Raw genomic sequence first — 26,161 nt, forward strand, 5'->3', positions numbered from 1 at the left:
GGTTAACTGTGAAGTGATTCACATCCGCCGTGTCGATGGAGGCGCATTATAGGGATCCCAATTTTTAGCACAAGTACTTTTTGGATCTTTTTTTCCAACTGTCGATTTTCCGCGCTTTTCGCTGAAATCCCACCCAATATGCTTAAATATTGACGCTTTTTGCCTTGCCTCGATCCAATAATATGATCAAGTCTTCTATATAGTGCTCATCGTTCGAGGTAGATATGTCCGCAGTATTACGTCCTTATAAAGATCTTCTCCCCCAAAAAGGCGATCGCGTGATGATCGATGCCAGCAGCGTGGTCATCGGCGATGTTCGAATGGCCGATGACGTCAGTATCTGGCCGCTCGTCGCCATTCGGGGGGATGTAAACCATGTGGCCATTGGTGCACGCACCAATATTCAGGACGGTAGCGTTCTGCACGTAACCCACAAATCCTCCTATAACCCCCAGGGCAATCCACTCATCATTGGAGAAGATGTCACCGTCGGCCATAAAGTGATGCTTCACGGCTGCACTATTGGTAATCGAGTTCTCGTTGGCATGGGGTCGATTTTGCTGGATGGCGTCATTGTAGAAGATGACGTGATGATTGGCGCAGGCAGCCTTGTTCCCCAGAACAAAAGACTGGAGAGCGGCTATCTCTATTTGGGAAGCCCGGTAAAACAGATCCGCCCCCTGAAGGAGGCAGAGATCGAAGGATTAAAATACTCGGCGAATAACTACGTTAAATGGAAGAATGACTATCTGAGTCAGGATACCCAGACCCAGCCCTGATCGTCTTCCTGCTGATCGCGGATTAAATCGCTGGCTTCCTCTTCAAGATCCCAGCGATTTTCACAAAACACCTCTAACGGGTCTGAACCACCAAAGCGACGCAACAGCGTTTCCCCACGAATGGCACAGGTAAGTTGCATTCCATGCACCAGCACCGGGAAACAGACCGCCTGTTTACTCTCGTCCCAGCTTTCCCTGTCCGGAAAATGAATTGCCTGATTCACGCCCTGAGCTCCCTTTTCAGCTTTTCAATGACCGGTTCGACCGAAGGCAATACACCGTGCCAGAGCAGCACCGCGTGTGCCGCCTGTCCCACCAGCATTCCCAGCCCATCGGCTACGTGTTTTCCGCCGTGCTGTTCACACCAGCTCAAAAAAGGTGTCTTCCCTTTCTGATAGAACATATCGTAGAAGTAAATATGGGCACTTACCAGCGAAGCAGGGATCGCCGGCACGTCACCACCGATACCGCTGGAGGTGGCGTTGATGATCAGATCAAACTCACGATCGGCAAGTTCATCCAGGGCGACCGCGCTCACGCTGCCGGTATGTGCGAACAACGTAGCCAGCGCTTCTGCCCGCGAGAAGGTCCTGTTTGTAATGGTCACCGCGCAATCCAGTGACAGCAGAGGCAGCAATACTCCCCGCGACGCTCCGCCCGCACCAATCAGCAGAACCCTGAAACCAGGCTTAATAAACGAGAGCCTTTCCAGATCGCTCAGTAACCCAATTCCGTCAGTGTTGTCTCCCAGCAGGCGTCCATCCTCAAGCCGTTTTAAGGTATTCACTGCACCCGCAAGGGAAGCACGCTCGGTGAGTTCATCCGCACGTTCGAAGGCTTCCTCTTTAAACGGTACCGTTACATTCGCACCTTTGCCACCCGCGTTGAAGAAACCCTCCAGCGCAGGAATAAATGCATCAACAGGTGCCAGCACGCGGCCATAGGGATGATTTATTTGCAGTTGCTCGGCAAACAGTTGATGGATTAACGGTGACTTGCTGTGCGCTATCGGATTACCAAAAACAGCATAGGTTTCCATTGGATTACCCCTGGCGAAAACGTTCGCCGGTCAAGGCGTCGCGGATTTCAGACGGATTGAGGCGCCCTCCCGTCTCACCGACGGCAACCGGGAAATCATTCCCAAACTGCGCCCTTACTTCGTCGGTTGTGCGGCAAGGTGGCTGCCCGGTCAGATTCGCGCTGGTTGAGACCAGTGGTTTTCCAAAGGCCAGGCAAAGTTCGACCACCAGCGGATGGTCCGTCACGCGCACGGCGAGGGAATCAAAGCGCCCGGTCAACCAGCGCGGCGTTGTCGGCTTCGCCGGGAAAACAAAGGTCACGGGGCCGGGCCATGCTGAGAAAATAGTCTCCCGCTGCTCCGGCGTTAGCATGGAATCATCGATATAAGGCTTAAGCTGCTCATAGTTAGCAGCGATTAAAATAAGCCCTTTTTCGACTGGCCTCTGTTTAAGTGTGAGCAGTCGGCCAACGGCCGTTTCGCTGTCAGGATCGCAACCGACCCCAAAAACAGCTTCAGTTGGATAGGCGATGACTTCTTCATTTTTCAGGACATCCACCGCATGAGCAATGGAGCCTGATGGCAGGTTATTCTTCACTGTTTTGATCCGCCGGAACCGGCTTTCCACATTGTTTACTGGCGCAGAAGCGTTTCAAACCTTGCGCCGTTTTTTTCTCTATAAGTAACGGATAATTGCAATGAGAGCAGACACCCGCTACCGGTTTGAAATTGATAACAAACTGACATTCAGGATAGCGATCGCAGGAATGAAAGGTCTTACCAAAACGAGAACGGCGCTGCACGAGCTGTCCACGCTGGCATTGAGGACAGGCAATAGCCGTTTCATCAGGTTTATCAATTTGTTCTGTATGTTCACATTCAGGATAGTGGCTACAGCCAATAAACATGCCGAAACGGCCCTGACGTAGCGCTAACTCGCCGCCGCAAAGAGGGCAAAGCTGTCCCTCCAGAATTTTGACGATATGTCCATCCGCCTGGCTTTTCAGGGGACGGACATAATCACATTCCGGATAGTGGGAACAACCGAGAAACGGGCCGTGTTTCCCGGACCGAATAACAAGTTCAGCCCCGCACTGCGGGCAGGGCTCATTTTTATGCACCGTGAATAGTGCTGATTTGGCCATAACAACTCTTGGTGCTGCACATTGAATTAATGCAGCATACCTTCATTCACTTCAAAGAGTAATTCTTCCATTTGCTGATAGGCATTTTCACAGCCTGGAATATTAAACAGAACCATCAGGATGACCCACTTGAGGTCTTCCAGTTCGAAGTCTGCCGTATCCAGCGCCATAACGCGCTCTATCACCATCTCTCTCGTTTCGAGGTTTAGCACCTGAATCTGCTCAAGGAATAAAATGAATCCCCGGCAGCTCGCGTCCAGCCTTTCACACTCTTCAGCTGTGTAGATGCGCACAGACAATGGGTCAGAAGCTAACTGCATCGGTTCGGCGAGGCCTTCCTGATAATCAGCCAGTTTTTCCAGCCACATCAACGCATTATAGATATCTTCCCGCTCAAACCCCGCATCGGTAAGATCCTGTGTCAATTTGTCCTGATCCACTCGCATTTCTGCTTCGTTATGGATGTAAGTCTCAAACAAATACATCAGTACGTCGAACATGGCTTGCCCTCCTTAATCGGACATAGCCGCCGGGTACAGCTGCGATCCATCCTGCTAACTCCAGTTCGAGTAGCTGTGCTACCGTAACTGGCACAGGTTGGCCGGCACGTTCAGCGACAACGTCAACAGGTGTTACCTCATCTCCTACGTTAGCCAGGAGCTTGGGAAATGGCAATGCCACCTTTCCCTGATCTGATGAATAATGTCGCTTTTCGGGATCTTCCTGCAGCCGTTGCAATCCATATTGCAAATTTTCAAGAATGTCTCTGACTTCCGTTACCGGTGTTGCACCCTGCTTTATCAGCCAGTGCGGCCCTTCGCAGCCCGGGTTACCAATTGGGCCGGGTAAGGCAAACACGTCTCGCCCCTGCTCAAGCGCGCACCGTGCGGTCACAAGCGAACCGCTGCGTACCGCTGCTTCAACCACGAATACCCCCTGACTTAGCCCGCTGATAATTCGATTACGCCGGGGAAAGTGTCCCGGCCGGGGCTGCGCTGACAGCGGAAACTCAGACACTATCGCGCCACCAGAATCGATAAGCCGCGCAGCCAGCGCCTGATGCCGACGAGGATAAATACTAAAGAGACCGTTACCCAGCACCGCAACGCTACGCCCTTTTGCCGATAGCGCAGCGTTGTGGGCGACACCGTCAATTCCGCAGGCCAGCCCGCTGGTGATCGTTAAACCACTTTGAGAAAGCTGTTCACAGAGAATTTTTCCCCATCGCTCGCCGTACCATGACGGTGCACGGCTGCCAACAACCGCCAGCTGAACTGCATTCAGTACATCAGGGTTGCCTTTAACAAAGACTGCGCCTGGATAATCCGGGATCGTCCGGAGTAAAGGAGGATAAAGAGGATGCTCCGCCGTGATCAGATGGTTACCCGGCTGTTCGAGCCAGAGCAGGCTACTTTCCAGCTCACTTTCTCTGAGCGCAAAGAACCGTGCAGCCTGTTTGACAGACAGACCGGCGTCTCTGACAACGGGACCGTCAATGGTTGTCTGGTTGTGCAATCGTGCTGCCGCTTCCAGCATCACATCGCCATAAAGAGAACCGGTGTGTATTAACCGTAGCCATAACTCAGTCGATGTCATCCTTTCCCCTGCCATAAGCGGCCTCCGCAATCATTGCGATTGGTCACTGATGCTGTCAATCGATGGGGGTTTTGTCTAGAATAGGAGATAATATTCTTATCAACTCCTGAACACGACTCTGGAAATTTATGGCAGTTTTGCAAGTGTTACATATTCCGGACGAGCGCCTTCGCATCGTCGCTGAACCGGTAAAAGAAGTGAATGCAGAAATTCAGCGTATCGTTGATGATATGTTCGATACCATGTACGCCGAAGAAGGTATTGGTCTTGCGGCCACTCAGGTCGACATTCACAAGCGTATTATCGTGATCGACGTATCTGAAAATCGCGATGGCCGCCTGGTGTTAATCAATCCTGAGCTGCTCGAGAAGAGTGGCGAAACAGGTATTGAGGAAGGTTGTCTGTCTATTCCGGAACAGCGTGCTTTAGTGCCGCGTGCCGAAAAAGTGAAAATTCGCGCCTTGGATCGTGACGGCAATCCGTTCGAACTGGAAGCTGACGACCTGCTGGCGATCTGTATTCAGCATGAGATGGATCATCTGGTCGGTAAACTGTTTATCGATTATCTCTCGCCGCTGAAGCAGCAACGAATTCGTCAGAAAGTAGAGAAACTGGATCGTTTGCGTTCTCGCGCATAACGTCCCCCCGGATACAAGGATCATCGTGTCTAAATCACTACGTATTATCTTCGCGGGAACCCCTGATTTTGCAGCGCGTCATCTTGACGCGCTGTTATCTTCTGGCCACCAGGTTGTTGGCGTGTTTACCCAACCGGATCGCCCGGCTGGCCGTGGTAAAAAACTGATGCCAGGTCCTGTTAAGGTGCTGGCAGAAGAGCATGGGTTACCTGTTTTCCAGCCAGCATCCTTGCGCCCTCAGGTAAACCAGCAGCTTGTCGCTGACCTGAATGCCGATGTAATGGTGGTGGTGGCTTACGGTTTAATTCTGCCAAAAGCTGTGCTTGATATGCCTCGCCTGGGTTGCATTAACGTGCATGGTTCTCTGCTTCCACGCTGGCGCGGGGCAGCACCTATTCAGCGCTCTTTATGGGCGGGTGATGCTGAAACGGGCGTCACAATCATGAAGATGGATGTAGGTTTAGACACCGGTGACATGCTTTATAAACTGGCCTGCCCCATTACGGCCGAGGATACCAGTGCCACCCTGTATGACAAGCTGGCAGAGCTTGGCCCGCAAGGGCTGATTGAAACCCTCCAGCAGATTGCGAATAATACGGCGAAACCTGAAGTTCAGGATGAAGCGCTGGTCACTTACGCTGAAAAATTGAGTAAAGAAGAAGCCCGGATTGACTGGTCTCTGTCAGCGGCTCAACTTGAACGCTGCATTCGCGCCTTTAATCCATGGCCGATGAGCTGGATGGTTATCGACGAGCAGCCGGTGAAAGTCTGGAAAGCCTCCCTTATTGACGGTCACACAACGGCTGATCCCGGTACGATTATCGACGCCAGCAAGAACGGTATTCAGGTAGCTACCGCACAAGGGATCCTGAATCTGGAATCGCTACAACCTGCGGGTAAGAAGGCGATGAGCGCACAGGATTTGTTAAATTCTCGTCGCGAATGGTTTATCCCGGGCAATCGCCTTGCCTGACCTCATTTAATTTTAGCGCCCGGTGTTTCCGGGCATTTTTATTTTTACGGTTATGAAAAAACAAAATTTACGCAGTATGGCGGCTCAGGCCGTTGAGCAGGTTGTCGAGCAGGGCCAGTCATTGAGCAATATCCTGCCAGCTTTGCAGCAAAAAGTGTCCGACAAAGACAAAGCCCTGCTTCAGGAGCTCTGTTTTGGCGTCCTGCGCACGCTTTCTCAGCTCGAGTGGCTGGTTAATAAGCTGATGTCACGTCCAATGACCGGCAAGCAGCGCACCCTGCATTATTTGATTATGGTTGGCTTCTATCAGCTTCTTCACACGCGTATCCCGCCTCATGCCGCACTGGCTGAGACAGTGGAAGGTGCCGTTGTGATTAAACGTCCTATGCTGAAAGGGTTGATTAATGGCGTTCTGCGCCAGTTCCAGCGACAGCAGGAAGAGCTTCTGGCTGAGTTCGAGCAAAGTGAAGCACGTTATCTGCATCCTGACTGGCTTCTGAATCGCCTTAAAAAAGCCTGGCCAGAGCAGTGGCAGGCAATTGCCGACGCGAATAATCAGCGTCCGCCGATGTGGTTACGCGTCAACCGTAATCACCATACGCGCGATGCCTGGCTGGCTTTACTGGAAGAGTCTGGAATGAGCGGCTTCACACATGAAGCATATCCTGACGCTGTGCGTTTAGCCTCTCCTGCTCCGGTACATGCTTTACCTGGTTTTGATGAAGGCTGGGTGACCGTACAAGATGCTTCCGCGCAGGGCTGCATGGCCTGGCTGGAACCTAAAAACGGCGAGCACATCCTCGATCTCTGCGCCGCGCCAGGCGGCAAGACGACGCATATTCTGGAAGTGGCCCCTCAGGCAAACGTCATGGCCGTGGATGTCGATGAGCAGCGTCTTTCACGCGTCTATGACAACCTTAAGCGCCTGGGAATGAAAGCGCAGGTTAAGCAAGGCGATGGCCGTAAACCCGCAGAATGGTGTGGTGAAACGCAATTCGATCGCATCTTGTTGGATGCTCCCTGCTCGGCAACCGGCGTTATTCGTCGCCACCCGGATATCAAGTGGTTGCGTCGCGATCGCGATATCAAGGAACTGACTCAACTGCAATCCGACATTCTTGATGCCATTTGGCCACACCTGAAGCCAGGAGGCACACTGGTCTATGCGACCTGTTCGGTCCTTCCGGAAGAAAACAGTCAGCAGATTGCAGCCTTCCTTAAACGTACCCCGGATGCAGTGCTACACGACACGGGCACGCCTGAACGCCCAGGCCTGCAGAATCTGCCGGCCGCTGAAGAAGGTGATGGCTTCTTTTACGCTAAGCTAATCAAAGAGTGATGTTGAGAACAGGTCACGAGATATGAAGATAATCATTCTGGGCGCCGGACAGGTTGGTGGGACGCTGGCTGAAAACCTTGTTGGCGAAAATAATGACATCACGATTGTCGATACCAATGGCGATCGGCTGCGTGTTTTACAGGACAAATTTGACCTTCGCGTCGTGCAAGGTCATGGCTCGCACCCGCGTGTCCTGCGTGAAGCGGGCGCCGACGATGCTGACATGCTGGTTGCGGTGACCAGTTCTGACGAAACCAACATGGTGGCATGTCAGGTGGCCTATTCGTTGTTCAACACGCCGAACCGGATCGCGCGCATCCGCTCCCCGGACTATGTCCGGGATGCAGAGAAGCTGTTTAATTCCGAAGCGGTCCCTATCGACCATCTCATCGCCCCAGAACAGCTGGTTATCGACAATATCTACCGCCTGATCGAATATCCTGGTGCGCTGCAGGTGGTGAACTTCGCCGAAGGTAAAGTGAGCCTGGCGGTCGTTAAGGCCTATTACGGCGGCCCATTGATCGGTAATGCGCTCTCCACCATGCGTGAGCATATGCCGCATATTGATACCCGCGTTGCAGCCATTTTCCGCCATGACAGGCCAATTCGCCCACAGGGTTCAACCATAGTCGAGGCAGGTGATGAAGTCTTCTTCATCGCGGCATCTCAGCATATTCGCGCCGTAATGAGCGAACTGCAGCGTCTCGAAAAACCGTATAAACGCATTATGCTCGTTGGCGGTGGTAATATCGGCGCGGGTCTGGCGCACAGGCTGGAAAAAGACTACAGCGTGAAGTTGATCGAGCGCGATCAACAGCGCGCGGCTGAGCTGGCTGAAAAGCTGCAAAACACCATCGTGTTTTATGGCGATGCCTCTGATCAAGAGCTGCTGGCAGAAGAGCATATTGATCAAGTTGATCTGTTTATTGCCGTCACTAACGACGACGAGGCGAACATTATGTCCGCCATGCTCGCCAAACGTATGGGGGCAAAAAAAGTCATGGTGCTTATTCAACGCCGCGCCTACGTTGACCTCGTGCAGGGAAGCGTTATTGATATCGCGATATCACCGCAGCAAGCAACCATTTCAGCCCTGCTGAGCCATGTTCGTAAGGCGGATATTGTTGGCGTATCTTCCCTTCGCCGCGGTGTGGCTGAAGCCATTGAGGCCGTTGCTCATGGTGATGAAACCACATCACGCGTTGTGGGCCGCGCTATCGATGAAATTAAACTGCCACCGGGAACAATTATTGGTGCCGTGGTGCGTGGAAACGACGTGATGATTGCGAATGATAATTTACGTATCGAGCAAGGCGACCACGTCATTATGTTCCTTACCGATAAAAAGTTTATTACCGACGTCGAACGTTTATTCCAGCCAAGTCCATTCTTCCTGTAATCAATCAGGTGCTTATAAAAGAGCACCTGATTATTAACCCTCTTATTCCCATGCCTTTTATTTTTCATAACGATTAATTATCCCCAATGGAAATTAACTAATCATTTGTTAAACTTATAATCGTCAGTTGGCTCAAGGAGAAGAAAATGAGTTTAGTTAAAGAATTTCGCGAATTTGCGATGCGCGGGAATGTGGTGGATCTGGCAGTGGGTGTCATTATCGGTGCAGCGTTCGGTAAGATCGTTTCATCACTGGTAGCCGACATTATTATGCCTCCCCTCGGGCTGTTAATCGGGGGCATTGATTTTAAACAGTTTGCCGTGACGCTTCGGGATGCACAGGGTGATGTCCCTGCCGTTGTTATGCATTATGGCGTTTTCATTCAGAACATATTTGATTTCGTGATCGTGGCGTTCGCCATTTTTATGGCTATCAAGCTTATCAATAAGCTTAACCGTAAAAAGGCTGAAGAACCGGCTGCGCCGCCTGCCCCGACAAAAGAAGAAGTGTTATTGACTGAAATTCGCGATCTTTTGAAAGAGCAAAATAACCGCTCTTAATCAGACGTTGAAAAAAGGAAGGCCAGTGGTAAAAAAGCGATTCGCTTGCTTGCCACTGGCCTCCCAGTTACCCCGTTTTGCATGTTTCCCTTTTCGTAAATAACTCCCTTTTCCTTTTTTATTCTTCTCAATACGCTGCCTGAAAAGCGGGTCGTGGAGCAGTGCCTCAATGGCATTGTCCTGAATTTGCCCTTTCGTATGCTGATAGCGGCTCATAATTTCTCCTGAGCATGGTGTATGTCGAGGGGAGTCTAGTCCCGGATGAAGTAAAAATCAACTACCCTGGGTTCCACTGGCCCCCTGTTCAAGGGCTTCAAGAATTGAACAATAAATACTGCTATGGGCTGTACCGCAGCAGGCGTCATTCAACCGTTGCAGAGAACGCTGCATGGTCTGCAGTTCCTGTATACGCGCTTCAACTTCATCAAGCCTTGCCTGTACGATGCTCTTCGACTCCTGGCAAGTATGGTGTTCAGGATCGATGCGGATCGAAAGTAACTCGCGGATCGAGTCCAGCGTGAAACCAAGCTGGCGAGCGTAGCGGATAAACCGTAAGCGCTGCAGGTCATGATCGGTATAGAGTCGAAATCCACCTTCAGTACGAACCTCGTGATCAATCATCTGCTGCTTTTCGTAATAGCGGATAGTGTCCGGCGTTACGTTAGCAAGCCTGGCAAGTTCACCGATACGGTACATGGTTATTCCTCATTTATTTTCTGCATTAGCCTGTCACTGTACTCACCGTGCAAAAAGTCTGTGCTCATTCCAGCCTGACGCATTTTGAGTTCGATGAGAGCCAGTCGACGGCTAATTTCACGGTGGCTGGGATCATCCTTGCGAATCCCTTTCAGCAGGTCAGCCAGTTGCATGGCCTCTTTACGCTGCTCCAATTCCGGTGGTAAACAACCGGCATTTTTGAGTAAGCGATATCCGGCCCGTAATTCAGGGGCAACATGCGAATCATCATCAAGCACTAACGGCTCGCCGCGTCCCGCAAGGTTATCAAATTCGCCTTTTCGCTGAGCATCGCTGATATGGCGTTCTGCCCACTGGTCGAGCAACCACATGAATAACTCCAGAGGATGAACAGAAAAGATACAGATATTGTAGAGAAGTGGGGATTCAGCGGATATAAAAAAACCCGCCGAAGCGGGTTTTTTTACGTTACTACAGATTACTCTGCAGCAGCTTCTGCTTTAGATTCTGAACGATCAACCAGCTCGATGTAAGCCATCGGAGCGTTGTCGCCTGCACGGAAGCCACACTTCAGAATACGAGTGTAACCACCGGCACGGCTCGCGAAACGCGGACCCAGTTCGTTAAACAGTTTTGCCACGATCTCGTTATCACGAGTACGGGCGAATGCCAGACGACGATTTGCAACGCTGTCAGTCTTGGCAAGAGTAATCAGCGGCTCAACTACGCGACGCAGCTCTTTCGCTTTAGGCAGGGTCGTCTTGATGATTTCATGACGAACCAGTGAACCTGCCATGTTGCGGAACATAGCCTGGCGATGGCTGCTGTTGCGGTTCAGTTGACGACCACTCTTACGATGGCGCATGACCTTATCCTTCTCAGTAAAACCTTAACCTGTGATCCGGTTACTCGTCAGCAATGCTTGCTGGTGGCCAGTTTTCCAGGCGCATGCCCAGAGACAGACCACGTGAAGCCAGCACGTCTTTAATCTCGGTAAGAGATTTTTTACCCAGGTTCGGCGTTTTCAGCAACTCAACCTCGGTACGCTGTACCAGATCACCGATATAGTGGATAGCTTCTGCCTTGAGGCAGTTAGCAGAGCGGACAGTCAATTCGAGATCGTCAACAGGGCGCAGCAGGATCGGATCGAATTCTGGTTTCTCTTCTTTCACTTCCGGCTGACGAACATCACGTAAGTCAACGAAAGCTTCCAGTTGTTCTGCCAGGATGGTTGCCGCACGACGAATCGCCTCTTCAGGATCGATTGTGCCGTTGGTTTCCATTTCGATGACCAGCTTGTCCAGGTCGGTACGCTGTTCTACACGCGCTGCTTCAACATTGTAGGCAATACGCTCTACAGGGCTGTAGCATGCGTCGACCAGCAGACGGCCGATTGGGCGCTCATCTTCTTCCGAATGAATTCGGGCAGAAGCCGGCACATAACCACGACCGCGCTGAACTTTGATACGCATGCTAATCGCTGCGTTCTCATCGGTCAGGTGGCAGATCACGTGCTGCGGCTTGACGATTTCAACATCACCGTCGTGGGTGATGTCGGCTGCAGTCACAGGGCCAATGCCAGATTTATTCAGAGTAAGAATAACTTCATCTTTACCCTGAACTCTCACCGCCAGCCCTTTCAGGTTGAGCAGGATTTCAAGGATATCTTCCTGAACGCCTTCTTTGGTGCTGTACTCATGAAGTACACCATCAATCTCAACCTCGGTCACCGCGCAACCCGGCATCGATGAGAGCAGAATACGGCGCAGTGCGTTACCCAGAGTATGGCCAAAGCCACGCTCTAAAGGCTCAAGGGTCACCTTGGCGTGCGTCGAACTCACTTGCTCGATATCTACCAGGCGCGGTTTTAGAAACTCTGTCACAGAACCCTGCATTGTGTCCTCTCTTTGGTACTAAGCTTTACTTGGAGTAAAGCTCGACGATCAGGTGTTCGTTAATGTCCGCAGACAGATCAGAACGTTCTGGCTGACGCTTGAACGTACCTTCCATCTTGCCAGCATCAACTTCCAGCCAGGTTGGCTTTTCACGCTGCTCAGCCAGCTCCAGAGCGGCTTTCACGCGAGATTGCTTTTTCGCTTTCTCACGAATGCTAACAACGTCATTCGCTTTAACCTGATAAGAAGCGATGTTAACAACACGACCGTTTACCATGATTGCTTTATGGCTAACCAACTGGCGTGATTCAGCACGAGTCGCGCCGAAGCCCATACGGTAAACAACGTTGTCCAGACGACCTTCCAGCAGAGCCAGCAGGTTTTCACCTGTGTTGCCTTTCAGACGTGCTGCTTCTTTATAGTAGTTACGGAACTGACGCTCCAGCACACCGTACATACGGCGAACTTTTTGCTTTTCACGCAACTGCACACCATAGTCAGACAGACGCGGTTTACGCGCACCGTGCTGGCCAGGAGCTTGTTCAATTTTACACTTGGTATCGATCGCGCGAACGCCAGACTTAAGGAATAAGTCGGTGCCCTCACGACGGCTCAGCTTGAGCTTAGGACCCAAATATCTTGCCATTTTCTATCTCCAACTAACCTAAAAAACGAGCGTTATACGCGACGTTTTTTCGGCGGACGACAACCGTTATGAGGGATCGGAGTCACATCAGTAATATTCGTGATGCGGAAACCAGCGGCGTTCAGAGCGCGAACAGTAGATTCACGACCCGGACCCGGACCTTTAACCATAACTTCCAGATTCTTGATGCCGTATTCTTTTACGGCTTCTGCGCAACGCTCTGCTGCAACCTGAGCTGCAAACGGAGTGGATTTGCGAGAACCACGGAAACCGGAACCACCGGCTGTTGCCCAACCCAAAGCGTTACCCTGACGATCAGTAATAGTAACGATGGTGTTGTTGAAAGAAGCATGGATATGAGCCACGCCGTCAGAGACTTGTTTTCTTACACGTTTACGTGCACGAACTGGTGCCTTTGCCATTATTCAATCACCCCGATTATTTCTTGATCGGTTTGCGCGGACCCTTACGGGTACGTGCGTTGGTCTTAGTACGCTGACCGCGCACTGGCAGACCACGACGATGACGCAAACCGCGATAGCAACCAAGATCCATCAGGCGCTTGATGCTCATGCTGATTTCACGGCGCAGATCACCTTCAACGACAAATTTGGCAACTTCGTCACGCAGCGTGTCGATTTGTTCTTCAGACAGCTCACTGATCTTAACATCTTCAGCGATACCCGCTGCAGCCAGAATGGCTTTGGAACGGGTCTTGCCGACGCCATAGATCGAAGTTAATGCGATCACAGCATGTTTCTGATCAGGAATGTTAATGCCTGCTATACGGGCCACTATGCACTCCTACTATTTAATATGTACGCACCATGCTGAAAAGCCCGTTTTCAGGATACTCAAATGGAAACGTACAGACATACAAAAGATTGGCTGGCTAATCTAGCCAGCTCAACCCAACTTTGCAAGAAAAATATGCGAAATAATCAGCCTTGGCGCTGTTTATGCTTCGGCTCGGCACTGCAAATCACACGGATGACACCATCACGCTTAACGATTTTGCAGTTACGGCATAATTTCTTGACGGAAGCACGAACTTTCATTTTTACTCTCCGTAACTTCTCAGGCGACCATTTAGCGGCCGTAGCCTTTCAGGTTCGCCTTCTTCAATGCAGACTCATACTGACTGGACATCATCAGAGTTTGCACTTGAGCCATAAAGTCCATAATCACGACAACAACGATAAGCAGTGAGGTCCCACCGAAGTAGAACGGTACCTTCATTGCATCACGCATGAACTCCGGGATCAGGCAGATAAAAGTAATATAAAGCGCACCAACCAAAGTCAGGCGAGTCATTACTTTATCGATATACTTCGCCGTTTGCTCTCCCGGACGAATTCCTGGTACAAATGCACCGGACTTCTTCAGGTTATCTGCTGTTTCACGCGGGTTGAAAACCAACGCCGTGTAGAAGAAACAGAAGAAGATGATCGCAGACGCATAGAGTAACACATAAAGTGGTTGCCCAGGCTGCAAATACAGCGAAATTGTTGTCAGCCAGTTCCAACCAGTACCGCCCCCGAACCATGACGCGATGGTTGCCGGGAACAGAATAATACTGGAAGCGAAGATAGCCGGGATAACCCCCGCCATGTTCACTTTCAGCGGTAAATGTGTGCTCTGTGCAGCATAGACACGACGACCTTGTTGACGCTTAGCGTAGTTCACCACAATGCGGCGTTGACCACGTTCAACGAAGACAACAAAGAACGTCACTGCAAATACTAATACTGCAACCAACAGCAACAGGAGGAAGTGCAGGTCGCCTTGACGCGCTTGCTCGATAGTGTGGGCAATGGCTGGCGGGAGACCCGCAACAATACCAGCGAAGATAATGATTGAGATACCGTTACCGATACCACGCTCAGTAATCTGTTCGCCGAGCCACATCAGGAACATTGTTCCTGTGACCAGACTTACAACAGCGGTGAAATAGAATGCAAAGCCTGGGTTTAATACCAGGCCCTGCATACCAGGCATATTCGGTAGACCGGTAGCAATACCGATCGACTGGAATATTGCCAGCACCAGAGTGCCGTAACGGGTGTACTGGCTTATCTTACGACGTCCAGACTCCCCTTCTTTCTTCAGTTCTGCCAGGGCCGGATGAACGACCGTCAGCAGCTGGATAATAATCGATGCCGAAATATACGGCATGATACCCAGAGCGAAGATAGAAGCACGGCTGAGAGCACCACCAGAGAACATGTTAAACATTTCAATGATGGTGCCTCGCTGTTGCTCAAGCAGTTTGGCAAGTACAGCGGCATCGATACCAGGGATCGGAATAAAAGAGCCAACACGGAACACAATCAGCGCGCCGATAACAAACAGCAGTCTGCGTTTCAGCTCGCCAAATCCACCTTTGGCACTTTGAAAATCTAATCCCGGTTGCTTAGCCATCTGCTACTTATTCCTCAATTTTACCGCCAGCGGCTTCGATAGCAGCACGAGCACCTTTAGTAACACGCAGGCCACGAACAGTTACCGGAGTAGAAACTTCACCAGCCAGGATCACTTTCGCGAACTCGATCTGGATACCGATAATGTTTGCCGCTTTCAGCGTGTTCAGGTCTACAACGCCGCCTTCAACTTTCGCCAGGTCAGACAGACGGATTTCCGCTGTAATCGCTGCTTTGCGAGAAGTGAAGCCGAACTTCGGCAGACGACGGTACAGTGGCATCTGGCCACCCTCGAAACCGCGACGTACGCCACCGCCAGAACGAGAGTTCTGACCTTTGTGACCACGACCACCGGTTTTGCCGAGGCCAGAACCGATACCACGACCCAGGCGTTTACCCGCCTTTTTAGAGCCTTCGGCCGGAGACAGAGTATTTAAACGCATCTCTTACTCCTCAACTTTAACCATGAAGTAAACCGCGTTGACCATACCACGAACAGCGGGAGTATCCTCGCGCTCAACGGTATGACCAATACGACGCAGACCCAGGCCAAGCAGCGTTGCCTTGTGTTTCGGCAGACGACCGATTGCACTGCGGGTTTGAGTGATTTTAATAGTCTTTGCCATGGTCAATTACCCCAGAATTTCTTCAACGGATTTACCACGCTTGGCAGCGACCATTTCTGGAGAATTCATATTTTCCAGGCCATCAATAGTTGCACGAACCACGTTAATCGGGTTGGTGGAACCGTATGCTTTAGCCAGAACGTTATGAACCCCAGCAACTTCCAGAACGGCGCGCATTGCACCACCGGCGATGATACCGGTACCTTCTGAAGCTGGCTGCATGAATACACGAGAACCCGTGTGAACACCTTTAACTGGGTGCTGCAGGGTACCGTTGTTCAGCGCGACGTTAATCATATTGCGACGGGCTTTTTCCATCGCTTTCTGGATCGCTGCTGGAACTTCACGCGCTTTACCGTAACCAAAACCAACGCGACCGTTACCATCGCCAACTACAGTCAGAGCTGTGAAGGAGAAAATACGACCACCTTTAACGGTTTTAGATACGCGGTTAACCGCGATCAGCTTTTCCTGCAGTTCGCCAGCCTGTTTTTCGATGTGAGCCATCTTACACCTCTACCTTAGAACTGAAGGCCAGCTTCACGGGCAGCATCTGCCAGTGCCTGGACACGACCATGATATTGGAACCCGGAACGGTCAAAGGAAACATTGCTGATGCCTTTTTCCAGAGCGCGTTCTGCAACAGCTTTACCTACAGCTGCAGCGGCGTCTTTGTTACCGGTGTACTTCAATTGCTCTGCAATAGCTTTTTCTACAGTAGAAGCAGCTACCAGAACTTCAGAACCGTTTGGTGCAATGACCTGTGCGTAAATATGACGCGGGGTACGATGTACCACCAGGCGAGTTGCACCCAGCTCTTTGAGCTTGCGGCGTGCGCGGGTCGCACGACGGATACGAGCAGATTTCTTATCCATAGTGTTACCTTACTTCTTCTTAGCCTCTTTGGTACGCACGACTTCGTCGGCGTAACGAACACCCTTGCCTTTATAAGGCTCAGGACGACGGTAGGCGCGCAGATCTGCTGCAACCTGACCGATCAGCTGTTTATCAGCGCCTTTCAGCACGATTTCAGTCTGGGTCGGACATTCTGCAGTGATACCGGCCGGCAGCGGATGCTCAACAGGGTGTGAGAAGCCCAGAGACAGGCCTACTGCATTCCCTTTGATAGCTGCACGATAACCTACACCAACCAGTTGAAGCTTTTTAGTGAAGCCTTCGGTAACACCAACAACCATTGAGTTCAGCAGGGCACGCGCGGTACCAGCCTGAGCCCATCCATCCACGAAACCATCACGTGGACCGAAGGTCAGAGCGTTATCTGCATGTTTAACTTCAACAGCTTTGTTGAGGGTACGAGTCAGCTCGCCGTTTTTACCTTTGATCGTAATAACCTGACCGTCGATTTTTACATCAACGCCGGCAGGAATAACGACCGGTGCTTTAGCAACACGAGACATTCTTTCCTCCGATTAGGCTACGTAGCAGATAATTTCGCCACCAAGACCAGCCTGGCGCGCTGCACGATCAGTCATAACACCTTTAGAGGTAGAAACAACTGCGATACCAAGACCAGCCATAACTTTAGGCAGCTCATCTTTTTTCTTATAGATGCGCAGACCTGGGCGGCTGACACGCTGAATGCTTTCTACAACAGCTTTACCCTGGAAATACTTGAGAGTAAGTTCCAGTTCCGGCTTGGTGTCGCCTTCAACTTTAAAATCTTCGATAAAACCTTCTTCCTTCAGCACGTTGGCAATTGCCACTTTCAGCTTGGCGGAAGGCATGGTGACCGCAACTTTGTTCGCGGCCTGACCGTTACGGATACGGGTCAGCATATCCGCGATCGGATCTTGCATGCTCATCTGTCTTTACTCCCGTGATTCAATTGGTAATTACCAGCTAGCCTTTTTCAAGCCTGGTACTTCACCGCGCATGGCGGCTTCACGCAGTTTGATACGGCTCAACCCAAACTTGCCCACATAACCATGTGGACGACCTGTTTGACGACAGCGGTTACGCTGACGAGACGGGCTGGAATCACGCGGCAGAGACTGCAGCTTGAGAACCGCATTCCAACGATCTTCGTCGGAAGCGTTCACATCAGAAATGATCGCTTTCAGTTCAGCGCGTTTAGCGAAGAATTTATCAGCTAAAGCTACGCGTTTTACTTCGCGTGCTTTCATTGATTGCTTAGCCATTCAGTAACCCTACCTTACTTGCGGAACGGGAAGTCAAAGGCAGCCAGCAGAGCACGGCCTTCTTCATCAGATTTCGCAGTAGTGGTAATGGTAATATCCAAACCACGCACGCGGTCGACTTTATCGTAGTCGATCTCTGGGAAGATGATCTGCTCACGGACACCCATGCTGTAGTTACCACGACCGTCGAAAGACTTAGCGGACAAGCCACGGAAGTCACGGATACGTGGTACAGCAATAGTGATCAGGCGCTCAAAGAACTCCCACATGCGTTCGCCACGCAGAGTTACTTTACAGCCGATCGGATAGCCCTGACGGATTTTGAAGCCTGCAACAGATTTGCGTGCTTTGGTGATCAGCGGTTTTTGACCGGAGATTGCTGTCAGGTCAGCTGCTGCGTTATCCAGCAGTTTCTTGTCAGCGATCGCTTCACCAACACCCATGTTCAGGGTGATCTTCTCGACCCGAGGGACTTGCATGACAGAATTGTAGTTAAACTCAGTCATGAGTTTGTTAACTACTTCGTCTTTGTAGTAATCATGCAGTTTCGCCATCGTACTACTCCAAATTACTTGATAGTTTCGCTGTTAGACTTGAAGAAACGGACTTTTTTCCCGTCTTCGAATCTAAAGCCTACACGGTCAGCCTTGCCGGTTGCCGCATTGAAGATTGCAACGTTAGAAACCTGAATAGCAGCTTCTTTTTCAACGATGCCGCCTGGTTGGTTCAGGGCCGGAACCGGCTTCTGATGTTTCTTAACCAGGTTGATACCTTCAACAATGACCTTGCCGGAAGACAGGACATTTTTTACTTTACCGCGTTTACCTTTATCTTTACCGGTTAACACGATAACTTCGTCATCACGACGGATTTTCGCTGCCATGATTCGCTCCTTAGAGTACTTCTGGTGCCAGAGAGATAATTTTCATGAACTTTTCAGTACGAAGTTCACGAGTTACCGGCCCAAAGATACGCGTGCCGATTGGCTGCTCACTGTTATTGTTCAAAATAACGCATGCATTACCATCGAAGCGAATGACAGAACCGTCAGGGCGACGAACACCCTTCTTGGTGCGCACCACTACCGCTTTCAGCACATCACCTTTTTTGACCTTACCACGTGGAATTGCTTCTTTGATGGTGATCTTGATGATGTCGCCTACGCCTGCGTAGCGACGGTGCGAGCCACCCAGAACCTTGATACACATTACGCGACGTGCACCGGAGTTGTCGGCGACGTTCAGCATAGTCTGTTCTTGGATCATTTTAGTGCTCCGCTAATGTCAACTACTACCTGAGACTCTAAAATCAGAGCCGTTAAAAAGCCCCATATCGAGGGCGCGGCATTATAACACCGCTTCTACAATATGGGTAGAAAAAATAAACGGCTCATCGCTGAGCCGTTTATTCGTATTGAGAATGCGTACTCTATTACAGAACCGCTTTCTCTACAACGCGAACCAGCGTCCAGGACTTAGTCTTGGACAGTGGACGGCATTCACGGATTTCAACCTTGTCGCCGATACCACATTCGTTGTTCTCGTCATGTACGTGCAGTTTGGTCGTACGTTTGATGAATTTACCGTAGATCGGGTGTTTCACAATACGTTCGATAGCTACAACGATGGATTTCTCCATTTTGTCGCTAACAACACGACCTTGCAGAGTACGGATTTTATCGGTCATTACGCACCCGCCTTCTGAGTCAGTAAAGTCTTAACGCGCGCAACATTGCGACGCACTTGCTTCAGCAGGTGAGTCTGTTGCAGCTGGCCACTTGCAGCCTGCATACGCAGGTTGAACTGCTCACGCAGCAGGTTCAGCAGCTCAGCGTTCAGCTCTTCAACGCTTTTTTCACGCAGCTCTTTTGCTTTCATTACATCACCGTCTTAGTTACAAAGGTGGTTTTGATAGGCAGTTTCGCTGCTGCCAGGCCGAAGGCTTCACGGGCCAGCTCTTCCGGAACGCCGTCCATTTCATAAAGGACTTTGCCCGGTTGGATCAAGGCAACCCAGTACTCCACGTTACCTTTACCTTTACCCATACGAACTTCCAGCGGCTTCTCGGTGATCGGTTTGTCCGGGAATACACGGATCCAGATCTTACCTTGACGCTTAACTGCACGGGTCATTGCACGACGTGCTGCTTCGATCTGACGTGCAGTCAGACGACCACGGCCAACAGCTTTCAGACCGAAAGTGCCGAAGCTAACATCCGTACCCTGCGCCAGACCACGGTTGCGGCCTTTGTGCACTTTACGGAATTTTGTACGCTTTGGTTGTAACATCAGCGACGCTCCTTATTTACGGCCTTTACGCTGCTGCTTTTTAGGTTGAGCAGCCGGTTTTTCCGGTTGTTCAACAGCAGCCATACCACCCAGGATCTCACCTTTGAAGATCCATACCTTAACGCCGATTACACCGTAAGTGGTGTGCGCTTCAGAGGTGTTGTAGTCGATGTCAGCACGCAGAGTGTGCAGCGGTACGCGACCTTCGCGGTACCATTCGGTACGTGCGATTTCCGCGCCGCCCAGACGGCCGCTAACTTCAACTTTGATACCCTTAGCGCCCAGACGCATTGCGTTCTGTACAGCACGCTTCATAGCACGACGGAACATAACACGACGTTCCAGCTGTGAAGTGATGCTGTCAGCAACCAATTTAGCGTCCAGTTCAGGCTTACGAACTTCAGCGATATTGATCTGTGCAGGAACGCCAGCGATATCCGCTACGACCTTGCGCAGTTTTTCTACGTCTTCGCCTTTCTTACCGATAACGATGCCAGGACGAGCAGTGTGAATGGTTACACGAATGCTCTTAGCTGGACGCTCGATAACGATACGAGATACAGACGCTTTAGCCAGTTCCTTAGTCAGGTACTGACGTACTTTAAAATCGCTGTCCAGGTTGTCAGCGAATTCTTTGGTGTTCGCAAACCAGGTAGAGTTCCATGGTTTTACAATACCCAGGCGAATACCATTAGGATGTACTTTCTGACCCATTGCTAGTCTCCAGAGTCTCAGCGATCGGACACAACCACAGTAATGTGGCTGGTGCGCTTCAGGATGCGATCTGCACGACCTTTCGCACGCGGCATAATGCGCTTCATGCTTGGGCCTTCATCTACGAAAATTTTCGCGACTTTCAGATCGTCGATGTCAGCGCCATCGTTGTGTTCAGCGTTAGCAATGGCAGATTCCAGTACTTTCTTGACCAATACCGCAGCTTTCTTGTTGGTATAGGTCAGGATGTCCAGGGCCTGCGACACTTTCTTACCGCGAATCAGGTCAGCAACAAGGCGAACCTTCTGAGCAGAAGAACGAGCATGGCGATGTTGAGCTAAAGTTTCCATCTCTTCCTCCTACCTTATTTCTTCTTCGCTTTTTTATCAGCAGCGTGGCCGCGATAAGTACGAGTCGGTGCGAATTCACCCAGTTTGTGACCAACCATTTCGTCGGTAACAAAGACTGGAACGTGCTGACGACCATTATGGACAGCGATGGTCAAACCGATCATGTTAGGAAAGATCGTTGAACGACGGGACCAAGTGCGCAGGGGCTTCTTGTCTCCGCTTTCCACCGCTTTCTCTACCTTCTTCAGCAAGTGCAGGTCAATAAAAGGACCTTTCTTGAGAGAACGTGGCATGGCTTATCCTCTAAAATTATTTGCTACGGCGACGTACGATAAATTTATCAGTACGCTTGTTGCTGCGGGTCTTCTTACCTTTGGTCTGAACGCCCCACGGAGTTACCGGGTGCTTACCAAAGTTACGACCTTCACCACCACCATGTGGGTGGTCTACTGGGTTCATCGCAGTACCGCGAACGGTAGGACGAACACCACGCCAGCGTGCAGCACCAGCTTTACCCAGAACGCGCAGCATATGCTCAGCATTGCCAACTTCGCCCAGAGTAGCGCGGCAATCTGCTTCGACTTTACGCATTTCACCAGAACGCAGACGCAGGGTGACATAAGCACCGTCACGAGCAACGATCTGAACGTAAGTACCCGCGGAACGCGCCAGCTGACCGCCTTTACCTGGTTTCATTTCTACGTTATGAACGGTAGAACCAACCGGGATATTGCGCATCGGCAGGGTGTTGCCTGCTTTGATTGCAGCATCAACGCCAGACTGAATCTGGTCGCCAGCTTTCAGGCCTTTAGGGGCCAGGATGTAACGGCGTTCACCGTCTTTGTACAGAACCAGCGCGATGTTCGCGGAACGGTTCGGATCGTACTCAAGACGTTCAACAACTGCTGGGATACCGTCTTTGTTGCGTTTGAAGTCAACAATACGATAAGCCTGCTTGTGGCCACCACCGATGTGACGAGTGGTGATACGGCCATTGTTGTTACGACCACCGGATTTGCTGTTTTTTTCCAGCAACGGAGCAAAAGGTTTGCCCTTGTGCAGCTCAGGGTTAACCACTTTAACTACGTGGCGACGACCCGGAGATGTCGGTTTACATTTAACAACTGCCATTGTATTACTCCTCCGACTTACTCAGCGCCGCCAACGAAGTCCAGGTTCTGGCCTTCTTTAAGGGTGACGTAAGCTTTTTTCCAGTCGCTACGACGACCGATACGCTGTCCGTGACGTTTAACTTTCCCTTTAACAACCAGGGTGTTAACGACTTCGACTTCGACTTCAAACAGTTTCTGCACAGCAGCTTTGATCTCTGCTTTGGTCGCGTCTTTAGCAACTTTGAGAACGATGGTGTTTGTTTTTTCCATCGCAGTAGACGCTTTTTCAGAAACGTGCGGTGCGCGAAGCACCTTCAGCAGACGTTCTTCACGAATCATGCCAGCATCTCCTCAACTTGCTTAACAGCATCAGCAGTCATTACGACTTTGTCGAAGGCGATCAGGCTAACCGGGTCGATACCAGTCGCATCGCGTACGTCAACCTTGTGCAGGTTACGTGCGGCCAGGAACAGGTTCTCGTCCAGCTCACCGGTGATGATCAGCACATCTTCCAGAGCCATGTCTTTCAGTTTCTGTGCCAGCAGCTTAGTTTTAGGCGCTTCTACAGAGAACTTCTCGACAACGATCAGACGATCCTGACGTACCAGTTCGGACAGAATGCTTTTCAGCGCGCCGCGGTACATCTTTTTGTTAACTTTTTGACTGTGGTCCTGTGGACGCGCAGCGAAGGTCACGCCACCTGAACGCCAGATCGGGCTCTTGATAGAACCTGAACGCGCACGGCCGGTACCTTTCTGGCGCCATGGCTTTTTGCCAGAACCAGTTACTTCAGCACGAGTCTTCTGAGCACGAGTACCCTGACGAGCACCAGCTGCATAAGCAACAACAACTTGGTGAACCAGCGCTTCGTTGAAATCACGACCGAAGGTAGTTTCGGAAACAGTCAGCGCGCTCTGCGCGTCTTTCAATACTAATTCCATTGCTATCCCCTTACGCCTTCACAGCTGGTTTAACGATCAGGTCGCTACCGGTAGCACCCGGAACAGCACCCTTAACCAGCAGCAGGTTGCGCTCAGCGTCAACACGTACTACGTCCAGGCTCTGAACGGTTACACGTTCGTTACCCAGCTGACCTGCCATTTTCTTGCCTTTGAACACTTTGCCCGGAGTCTGGTTCTGACCGATAGAACCCGGAACGCGGTGAGACAAGGAGTTACCGTGAGTAGCGTCCTGGGTACGGAAGTTCCAGCGCTTAACGGTACCAGCAAAACCTTTACCTTTAGAGGTACCGGTTACGTCAACTTTTTTAACGTCAGCAAACAGCTCAACGCTAATGTCTTGACCTACGGTGAACTCTTCGCCTTCAGCAAGACGGAATTCCCACAGACCACGGCCAGCTTCAACGCCAGCTTTAGCGAAGTGACCCGCTTCTGGTTTGGTTACACGGTTAGCTTTTTTAGCACCGGTGGTAACCTGAACAGCGCGGTAGCCATCGTTAGCCAGATCTTTAACCTGAGTAACGCGGTTTGCTTCAACTTCGATTACGGTTACTGGGATAGAAACGCCATCTTCAGTGAAGATGCGGGTCATTCCCACTTTTTTACCGACTAAACCAATCATTGTTTCAACCTCTCAATCGCTCGATGACCTGATTAACCCAGGCTGATCTGCACGTCTACACCGGCAGCCAGATCCAGACGCATCAGAGCATCAACGGTTTTCTCAGTTGGCTCAACGATGTCAACCAGACGCTTGTGAGTGCGGATTTCGTACTGATCACGCGCATCTTTGTTAACGTGCGGAGAGATCAGAACGGTAAAGCGCTCTTTGCGGGTCGGCAGCGGGATCGGACCACGGACTTGCGCACCAGTGCGCTTAGCAGTCTCGACGATTTCCGCGGTTGATTGATCGATCAGACGATGATCAAACGCTTTAAGGCGGATACGGATTCTTTGGTTCTGCATGAGACCAGAGCTCCAATTATTTTATAAACGAAAATGATTACTCCTCAAACCCATTACGATTGATGGGAGAGTGTAACCGTTCTTACGTAGCTCCCCGATTGGGAGCATTGTTGAGTAACAAAATTAGCTACTCCGGTTCAGATTGAACCCGCCGTCAACTACGACAAGCCCGCGCATTATACGTAAATCTGAGCAAGACGCAAGTGCCGTTTAGAAATTAAGCGCCAAAGACATGCGATGCGTAGGGCATTCCATTATTTGCAGCAACCTGTCTGCTTTCATCTCTTCTTATGAACCCCTCACGCAATTCCTGTGTACGGACGTTGCTGGCCTTGCATCATGAGAAGAGTATGCACTAAACATCTTTGAGGCTTTGCGTATGCTGATTCCCCTCCCCTTTCTGCTCGTTTACTTCGCACTCTCCGGTTTACTGGTACGTGAAGATATTCGTGCCGGCCTTCTCCCAGATAAATACCTCTGTCCCCTCTTATGGACCGGCCTGCTCTTCCAGCGTTGCCTTCATCCTGACTTTCTTTCGAACGCAGTGGCTGGCGCGATGGCAGGGTATGTGAGCTTTGCGATTATCTACTGGGGCTACCGGCTTCTGACTGGACGTGAAGGGATGGGCTATGGCGATGTGAAATATCTTTCGGCACTGGGGGCGTGGCACGGTTGGCACATATTGCCCGCACTGGTGTTAACCGCCGCATTGTTGGCGCTTCTTTACCAGCTCATTCTCTCTTTACCGGCTCCTGATAAACAGGCATTAAAAAACCCACTGCCTTTTGGGCCATTTCTGGCGGCAGCGGGTTTAAGCGTTGGCTGGCAGACGCTGTTTAGTCAGCCACTTTAATCTGGGATTGAAGATAATTCTGCAAACCAATTTTACTGATGAGATCCAGCTCAGTTTCAAGCCAGTCAATGTGCCCTTCTTCATCGGCCAGAATCTGGATCATCATATCGCGGCTGACGTAGTCATGAACACTGTCCGCATAGGCAATGGCTTCGCGGAGATCTTTTGCGCCTTCAAGCTCGAGCCTGAGGTCGGACCGAAGCATCTCTTCAACATCTTCACCGATGCCGAGTTTGCCGAGATCCTGCAGGTTAGGAATGCCTTCAAGGAATAAAATACGCTCGATGTATTTATCGGCATGTTTCATCTCATCGATGGATTCGTGGTATTCAACATCGTTGAGGCGCATCAGGCCCCAGTTTTTGAACATTCTCGCATGGAGAAAATACTGATTGATCGCGACAAGCTCATTTCCCAATAATTTATTGAGATAACTTATGATTTTAACATCACCTTTCATTATATAGTCCCTCCGCTTCCACTCATTGAAGCGTAGATCGGGCTACAGGGATGTCAAAAAAAAGATGGGCGCTTACGCAATCTCTTTGTATTCCGGGATCTGCATCAATTCGTCCTGCATGATCTCACGTGCAGCACGTACACATTTACCGCATTGATTTCCCACTGGAACAAATTTGCGAAGCTGCTGGAAGGACTGTGGCTGAAACTGGCGAACGGCCTGACGTATTTTTTTGTCGCTTACACCATTACATAAACAAACGTACATAAAGACTCCCGTTCAAAATATGCGCAAAGTGTAAGTGAGAATGGTTATGATTACAATAGCACAAACACCCGTATACGGGGCGGGAGAGGACGAAAAATGCGAAAATTTGTGACAGACACATAACGGCAGAAAACAAAAAAGGACGCCGAAGCGTCCTTTTTTAATTCAGGGATAAGTAATTAGCCCAGAACTTTAGCAACAACGCCCGCGCCAACGGTACGGCCGCCTTCACGGATTGCGAAACGCAGGCCGTCGTCCATCGCGATTGGGTGGATCAGCGTCACAACCATCTTGATGTTGTCGC

At 50.7% G+C, this 26,161-nt stretch carries 46 protein-coding genes and 1 pseudogene; 7 read left to right on the plus strand and 40 right to left on the minus strand.

Annotated elements, in window-relative coordinates; translation table 11 throughout:
* Positions 1-224 precede the first annotated feature (224 nt).
* The gene (locus AAIR21_RS25055; RefSeq protein ID WP_014171882.1) at positions 225-779 is read left to right on the plus strand and encodes a gamma carbonic anhydrase family protein; all 555 of its coding nucleotides are present in this window, start codon (positions 225-227) and stop codon (positions 777-779) included.
* Here AAIR21_RS25055 and AAIR21_RS25060 read toward each other — a convergent pair.
* From AAIR21_RS25060 to dprA, 6 genes are read right to left on the minus strand one after another with little or no spacing between them, the layout of a single operon-like run.
* Complete coding sequence (locus AAIR21_RS25060) at positions 755-1,003, minus strand: DUF1488 domain-containing protein (RefSeq protein ID WP_014171883.1); 249 nt, start codon at positions 1,001-1,003, stop codon at positions 755-757. The genes AAIR21_RS25055 and AAIR21_RS25060 overlap by 25 nt on opposite strands.
* Positions 1,000-1,818: a shikimate dehydrogenase gene (gene aroE / locus AAIR21_RS25065; protein WP_020882979.1), complete on the minus strand. Its 819-nt coding sequence runs from the start codon at positions 1,816-1,818 to the stop codon at positions 1,000-1,002. The genes AAIR21_RS25060 and aroE overlap by 4 nt, the downstream gene beginning before the upstream one ends.
* A 4-nt stretch (positions 1,819-1,822) precedes the next feature.
* Positions 1,823-2,395 (minus strand): L-threonylcarbamoyladenylate synthase type 1 TsaC, encoded by a 573-nt coding sequence (tsaC, locus tag AAIR21_RS25070; RefSeq protein ID WP_020882978.1) that lies wholly within the window; start codon positions 2,393-2,395, stop codon positions 1,823-1,825.
* Positions 2,385-2,942 carry a DNA topoisomerase family protein gene (locus tag AAIR21_RS25075; protein ID WP_014171886.1) on the minus strand — a complete coding sequence of 186 codons (558 nt, stop codon included), beginning with the start codon at positions 2,940-2,942 and terminating at the stop codon, positions 2,385-2,387. Before AAIR21_RS25075 ends, tsaC begins: the two co-directional genes overlap by 11 nt.
* A gap of 26 nt (positions 2,943-2,968) precedes the next feature.
* Positions 2,969-3,442, minus strand: a complete 474-nt coding sequence (gene smg / locus AAIR21_RS25080) for a DUF494 family protein Smg (protein WP_014171887.1) — start codon at positions 3,440-3,442, stop codon at positions 2,969-2,971.
* A complete protein-coding gene (gene dprA, locus AAIR21_RS25085; protein ID WP_032669679.1) occupies positions 3,414-4,538 on the minus strand; it encodes a DNA-protecting protein DprA in 1,125 nt (374 codons plus the stop codon). The genes smg and dprA overlap by 29 nt, the downstream gene beginning before the upstream one ends.
* 128 nt (positions 4,539-4,666) lie before the next feature.
* Between dprA and def the strand changes: the two genes are divergently transcribed.
* The 5 genes from def (at position 4,667) to mscL (ending at position 9,447) form a co-directional block, all read left to right on the plus strand.
* Positions 4,667-5,176, plus strand: coding sequence for a peptide deformylase (gene def / locus AAIR21_RS25090; protein WP_008503479.1), 510 nt, complete (start codon positions 4,667-4,669; stop codon positions 5,174-5,176).
* Positions 5,177-5,201: 25 nt separating this feature from the next.
* Positions 5,202-6,149 carry a methionyl-tRNA formyltransferase gene (fmt, locus tag AAIR21_RS25095; RefSeq protein ID WP_020882976.1) on the plus strand — a complete coding sequence of 316 codons (948 nt, stop codon included), beginning with the start codon at positions 5,202-5,204 and terminating at the stop codon, positions 6,147-6,149.
* Positions 6,150-6,201: 52 nt separating this feature from the next.
* Positions 6,202-7,488: a 16S rRNA (cytosine(967)-C(5))-methyltransferase RsmB gene (gene rsmB / locus AAIR21_RS25100; RefSeq protein ID WP_032669677.1), complete on the plus strand. Its 1,287-nt coding sequence runs from the start codon at positions 6,202-6,204 to the stop codon at positions 7,486-7,488.
* Between the two features lie 22 nt (positions 7,489-7,510).
* A complete protein-coding gene (gene trkA / locus AAIR21_RS25105; protein WP_014171891.1) occupies positions 7,511-8,887 on the plus strand; it encodes a Trk system potassium transporter TrkA in 1,377 nt (458 codons plus the stop codon).
* Positions 8,888-9,033: 146 nt separating this feature from the next.
* Positions 9,034-9,447 carry a large-conductance mechanosensitive channel protein MscL gene (gene mscL, locus AAIR21_RS25110; protein WP_014171892.1) on the plus strand — a complete coding sequence of 138 codons (414 nt, stop codon included), beginning with the start codon at positions 9,034-9,036 and terminating at the stop codon, positions 9,445-9,447.
* Here the strand turns inward: mscL and AAIR21_RS25115 are convergent, their stop codons facing one another.
* The 31 genes from AAIR21_RS25115 to rpsJ form a co-directional block, all read right to left on the minus strand.
* Positions 9,448-9,663 carry an alternative ribosome-rescue factor A gene (locus AAIR21_RS25115; RefSeq protein ID WP_014171893.1) on the minus strand — a complete coding sequence of 72 codons (216 nt, stop codon included), beginning with the start codon at positions 9,661-9,663 and terminating at the stop codon, positions 9,448-9,450.
* A gap of 57 nt (positions 9,664-9,720) precedes the next feature.
* Positions 9,721-10,143: a Zn(2+)-responsive transcriptional regulator gene (gene zntR, locus AAIR21_RS25120; RefSeq protein ID WP_020882974.1), complete on the minus strand. Its 423-nt coding sequence runs from the start codon at positions 10,141-10,143 to the stop codon at positions 9,721-9,723.
* 2 nt (positions 10,144-10,145) lie between these two features.
* Complete coding sequence (locus AAIR21_RS25125; RefSeq protein WP_014171895.1) at positions 10,146-10,514, minus strand: DUF1992 domain-containing protein; 369 nt, start codon at positions 10,512-10,514, stop codon at positions 10,146-10,148.
* Between the two features lie 107 nt (positions 10,515-10,621).
* Entirely contained in the window at positions 10,622-11,008 is a 387-nt protein-coding gene (gene rplQ / locus AAIR21_RS25130; RefSeq protein ID WP_001216372.1) for a 50S ribosomal protein L17, read from the minus strand.
* A gap of 40 nt (positions 11,009-11,048) precedes the next feature.
* Positions 11,049-12,038 (minus strand): DNA-directed RNA polymerase subunit alpha, encoded by a 990-nt coding sequence (locus AAIR21_RS25135; RefSeq protein ID WP_002919219.1) that lies wholly within the window; start codon positions 12,036-12,038, stop codon positions 11,049-11,051.
* A 25-nt stretch (positions 12,039-12,063) separates the two neighbouring features.
* Positions 12,064-12,684 carry a 30S ribosomal protein S4 gene (gene rpsD, locus AAIR21_RS25140; RefSeq protein ID WP_004868345.1) on the minus strand — a complete coding sequence of 207 codons (621 nt, stop codon included), beginning with the start codon at positions 12,682-12,684 and terminating at the stop codon, positions 12,064-12,066.
* A 32-nt stretch (positions 12,685-12,716) separates the two neighbouring features.
* Positions 12,717-13,106, minus strand: coding sequence for a 30S ribosomal protein S11 (gene rpsK / locus AAIR21_RS25145; RefSeq protein ID WP_003863312.1), 390 nt, complete (start codon positions 13,104-13,106; stop codon positions 12,717-12,719).
* Positions 13,107-13,122: 16 nt separating this feature from the next.
* Entirely contained in the window at positions 13,123-13,479 is a 357-nt protein-coding gene (gene rpsM, locus AAIR21_RS25150; protein WP_003863308.1) for a 30S ribosomal protein S13, read from the minus strand.
* A 146-nt stretch (positions 13,480-13,625) separates the two neighbouring features.
* Positions 13,626-13,742: a 50S ribosomal protein L36 gene (gene rpmJ, locus AAIR21_RS25155; protein WP_000868187.1), complete on the minus strand. Its 117-nt coding sequence runs from the start codon at positions 13,740-13,742 to the stop codon at positions 13,626-13,628.
* A 31-nt stretch (positions 13,743-13,773) separates the two neighbouring features.
* The gene (gene secY / locus AAIR21_RS25160) at positions 13,774-15,105 is read right to left on the minus strand and encodes a preprotein translocase subunit SecY (RefSeq protein ID WP_014171896.1); all 1,332 of its coding nucleotides are present in this window, start codon (positions 15,103-15,105) and stop codon (positions 13,774-13,776) included.
* A gap of 7 nt (positions 15,106-15,112) precedes the next feature.
* Positions 15,113-15,547, minus strand: coding sequence for a 50S ribosomal protein L15 (gene rplO / locus AAIR21_RS25165; protein WP_003863304.1), 435 nt, complete (start codon positions 15,545-15,547; stop codon positions 15,113-15,115).
* 3 nt (positions 15,548-15,550) lie between these two features.
* On the minus strand, positions 15,551-15,730 hold the full coding sequence (gene rpmD, locus AAIR21_RS25170; RefSeq protein ID WP_003863301.1) for a 50S ribosomal protein L30: 180 nt from the start codon (positions 15,728-15,730) through the stop codon (positions 15,551-15,553).
* A gap of 6 nt (positions 15,731-15,736) precedes the next feature.
* Entirely contained in the window at positions 15,737-16,237 is a 501-nt protein-coding gene (gene rpsE, locus AAIR21_RS25175) for a 30S ribosomal protein S5 (protein WP_003863299.1), read from the minus strand.
* A 14-nt stretch (positions 16,238-16,251) separates the two neighbouring features.
* Complete coding sequence (gene rplR / locus AAIR21_RS25180; protein ID WP_013099023.1) at positions 16,252-16,605, minus strand: 50S ribosomal protein L18; 354 nt, start codon at positions 16,603-16,605, stop codon at positions 16,252-16,254.
* 9 nt (positions 16,606-16,614) lie between these two features.
* On the minus strand, positions 16,615-17,148 hold the full coding sequence (gene rplF / locus AAIR21_RS25185) for a 50S ribosomal protein L6 (protein WP_003863296.1): 534 nt from the start codon (positions 17,146-17,148) through the stop codon (positions 16,615-16,617).
* A 12-nt stretch (positions 17,149-17,160) separates the two neighbouring features.
* Complete coding sequence (gene rpsH / locus AAIR21_RS25190; RefSeq protein WP_006178918.1) at positions 17,161-17,553, minus strand: 30S ribosomal protein S8; 393 nt, start codon at positions 17,551-17,553, stop codon at positions 17,161-17,163.
* Between the two features lie 30 nt (positions 17,554-17,583).
* Positions 17,584-17,889 carry a 30S ribosomal protein S14 gene (gene rpsN / locus AAIR21_RS25195; protein WP_003863291.1) on the minus strand — a complete coding sequence of 102 codons (306 nt, stop codon included), beginning with the start codon at positions 17,887-17,889 and terminating at the stop codon, positions 17,584-17,586.
* Between the two features lie 14 nt (positions 17,890-17,903).
* Positions 17,904-18,443 (minus strand): 50S ribosomal protein L5, encoded by a 540-nt coding sequence (gene rplE, locus AAIR21_RS25200; RefSeq protein WP_001096206.1) that lies wholly within the window; start codon positions 18,441-18,443, stop codon positions 17,904-17,906.
* Between the two features lie 14 nt (positions 18,444-18,457).
* The gene (gene rplX, locus AAIR21_RS25205) at positions 18,458-18,772 is read right to left on the minus strand and encodes a 50S ribosomal protein L24 (protein WP_000729185.1); all 315 of its coding nucleotides are present in this window, start codon (positions 18,770-18,772) and stop codon (positions 18,458-18,460) included.
* A 10-nt stretch (positions 18,773-18,782) separates the two neighbouring features.
* Positions 18,783-19,154: a 50S ribosomal protein L14 gene (gene rplN / locus AAIR21_RS25210; RefSeq protein WP_002919748.1), complete on the minus strand. Its 372-nt coding sequence runs from the start codon at positions 19,152-19,154 to the stop codon at positions 18,783-18,785.
* Between the two features lie 166 nt (positions 19,155-19,320).
* Positions 19,321-19,575 (minus strand): 30S ribosomal protein S17, encoded by a 255-nt coding sequence (gene rpsQ / locus AAIR21_RS25215; RefSeq protein ID WP_008503489.1) that lies wholly within the window; start codon positions 19,573-19,575, stop codon positions 19,321-19,323.
* Positions 19,575-19,766, minus strand: coding sequence for a 50S ribosomal protein L29 (gene rpmC, locus AAIR21_RS25220; RefSeq protein WP_003863282.1), 192 nt, complete (start codon positions 19,764-19,766; stop codon positions 19,575-19,577). Before rpmC ends, rpsQ begins: the two co-directional genes overlap by 1 nt.
* Positions 19,766-20,176, minus strand: a complete 411-nt coding sequence (rplP, locus tag AAIR21_RS25225) for a 50S ribosomal protein L16 (RefSeq protein WP_002919759.1) — start codon at positions 20,174-20,176, stop codon at positions 19,766-19,768. Before rplP ends, rpmC begins: the two co-directional genes overlap by 1 nt.
* A 12-nt stretch (positions 20,177-20,188) precedes the next feature.
* A complete protein-coding gene (rpsC, locus tag AAIR21_RS25230) occupies positions 20,189-20,890 on the minus strand; it encodes a 30S ribosomal protein S3 (RefSeq protein WP_000529945.1) in 702 nt (233 codons plus the stop codon).
* A 17-nt stretch (positions 20,891-20,907) separates the two neighbouring features.
* Complete coding sequence (gene rplV, locus AAIR21_RS25235) at positions 20,908-21,240, minus strand: 50S ribosomal protein L22 (protein WP_002919773.1); 333 nt, start codon at positions 21,238-21,240, stop codon at positions 20,908-20,910.
* 14 nt (positions 21,241-21,254) lie between these two features.
* A complete protein-coding gene (gene rpsS / locus AAIR21_RS25240) occupies positions 21,255-21,533 on the minus strand; it encodes a 30S ribosomal protein S19 (protein WP_001138117.1) in 279 nt (92 codons plus the stop codon).
* Between the two features lie 16 nt (positions 21,534-21,549).
* Complete coding sequence (gene rplB, locus AAIR21_RS25245) at positions 21,550-22,371, minus strand: 50S ribosomal protein L2 (protein WP_000301859.1); 822 nt, start codon at positions 22,369-22,371, stop codon at positions 21,550-21,552.
* A 17-nt stretch (positions 22,372-22,388) separates the two neighbouring features.
* Positions 22,389-22,691 (minus strand): 50S ribosomal protein L23, encoded by a 303-nt coding sequence (rplW, locus tag AAIR21_RS25250; protein ID WP_000617546.1) that lies wholly within the window; start codon positions 22,689-22,691, stop codon positions 22,389-22,391.
* Entirely contained in the window at positions 22,688-23,293 is a 606-nt protein-coding gene (gene rplD / locus AAIR21_RS25255) for a 50S ribosomal protein L4 (protein WP_000424395.1), read from the minus strand. The genes rplW and rplD overlap by 4 nt, the downstream gene beginning before the upstream one ends.
* Positions 23,294-23,303: 10 nt before the next feature.
* Positions 23,304-23,933 (minus strand): 50S ribosomal protein L3, encoded by a 630-nt coding sequence (gene rplC / locus AAIR21_RS25260; RefSeq protein WP_006178923.1) that lies wholly within the window; start codon positions 23,931-23,933, stop codon positions 23,304-23,306.
* Positions 23,934-23,965: 32 nt separating this feature from the next.
* On the minus strand, positions 23,966-24,277 hold the full coding sequence (rpsJ, locus tag AAIR21_RS25265) for a 30S ribosomal protein S10 (protein WP_001181005.1): 312 nt from the start codon (positions 24,275-24,277) through the stop codon (positions 23,966-23,968).
* Positions 24,278-24,656: 379 nt separating this feature from the next.
* On the opposite strand from rpsJ, the gene AAIR21_RS25270 reads away from it, so the two are divergent.
* On the plus strand, positions 24,657-25,130 hold the full coding sequence (locus AAIR21_RS25270) for a prepilin peptidase (protein ID WP_113657084.1): 474 nt from the start codon (positions 24,657-24,659) through the stop codon (positions 25,128-25,130).
* Here the strand turns inward: AAIR21_RS25270 and bfr are convergent.
* The 3 genes and pseudogenes from bfr to tuf form a co-directional block, all read right to left on the minus strand.
* The gene (bfr, locus tag AAIR21_RS25275; protein ID WP_014171902.1) at positions 25,114-25,590 is read right to left on the minus strand and encodes a bacterioferritin; all 477 of its coding nucleotides are present in this window, start codon (positions 25,588-25,590) and stop codon (positions 25,114-25,116) included. The genes AAIR21_RS25270 and bfr overlap by 17 nt on opposite strands.
* A gap of 72 nt (positions 25,591-25,662) precedes the next feature.
* Complete coding sequence (bfd, locus tag AAIR21_RS25280) at positions 25,663-25,857, minus strand: bacterioferritin-associated ferredoxin (RefSeq protein WP_008503493.1); 195 nt, start codon at positions 25,855-25,857, stop codon at positions 25,663-25,665.
* Positions 25,858-26,036: 179 nt separating this feature from the next.
* Positions 26,037-26,161, minus strand: a pseudogene (gene tuf, locus AAIR21_RS25285) (elongation factor Tu); the annotation flags it as partial.

Origin of the sequence: Enterobacter sp. PTB (assembly GCF_051130085.1) — a bacterium.
Classification (GTDB): domain Bacteria; phylum Pseudomonadota; class Gammaproteobacteria; order Enterobacterales; family Enterobacteriaceae; genus Enterobacter; species Enterobacter ludwigii.